This is a genomic window from Pseudaquabacterium pictum (genome assembly GCF_005403045.1).
Classification (GTDB): Bacteria; Pseudomonadota; Gammaproteobacteria; order Burkholderiales; family Burkholderiaceae_C; genus Pseudaquabacterium; species Pseudaquabacterium pictum.
The window spans coordinates 1-702 of sequence record NZ_BJCL01000050.1; the positions used below are offsets into that span (position 1 = coordinate 1).

The 702-nt window shown below is 66.5% G+C and carries 1 protein-coding gene; it reads left to right on the top strand.

Annotated features, from left to right (window positions below; all coding sequences use genetic code 11):
* The coding region (virB11, locus tag FFT10_RS27550) for a P-type DNA transfer ATPase VirB11 (RefSeq protein WP_137736087.1) at positions 1–702 on the top strand (702 nt) is incomplete at both ends.

Here is a 702-nt window from a genome sequence, read left to right on the forward strand (position 1 = left end):
CGCCCGGCGTGCTGGAGGTCTGCGTCAACAGGCCGGGCGAACTCCTCGTAGAGACCGTGCACGGCTGGCAGACCGTGCCGGCGCCCGAGATGACGCAGGAGCGCTGCCTGTCACTGGCCACGGCCGTCGCCACCTTCTGCGACCAGCAGATCAACCAGGAGCTGCCGCTGCTGTCGGCCACGCTGCCCAGCGGCGAACGCATCCAGTTCGTCATCCCGCCGGCGGTGCCACGCGGCACGGTGTCGCTCACGGTGCGCAAGCCGTCGCATTTGATCAAGCGGCTGGATGACTTCGAGCGCGAGGGCCTGTTCGAGCGCACGGCCACCGTGACGCGCACCCCAAACGCCGAACTGCTGCCCTTCGAGCGCGAACTGGCAGAGTTGAAGGACGCCGGCCGCTATGCCGACTTCCTGCGCCTGGCTGTGCGCAAGCACCAGACCATCGTGGTCAGCGGCAAGACGGGCTCGGGCAAGACCACCTTCATGAAAGGCCTGGTGGAGGAGGTGCCCAGGCACGAGCGCCTCATCACGATCCAGGACACGGCCGAATTGACCTTGCCGAACCACCCAAACGTGGTGCACCTGTTCTACAGCAAGGACGCCCAAGGCACAGCCCGTGTGACAGCCAAGTCGCTGCTGGAAGCCTGCTTGCGCATGAAACCCGACCGCATCTTCCTGGCCGAGGTGCGCGGCGACGAATGCT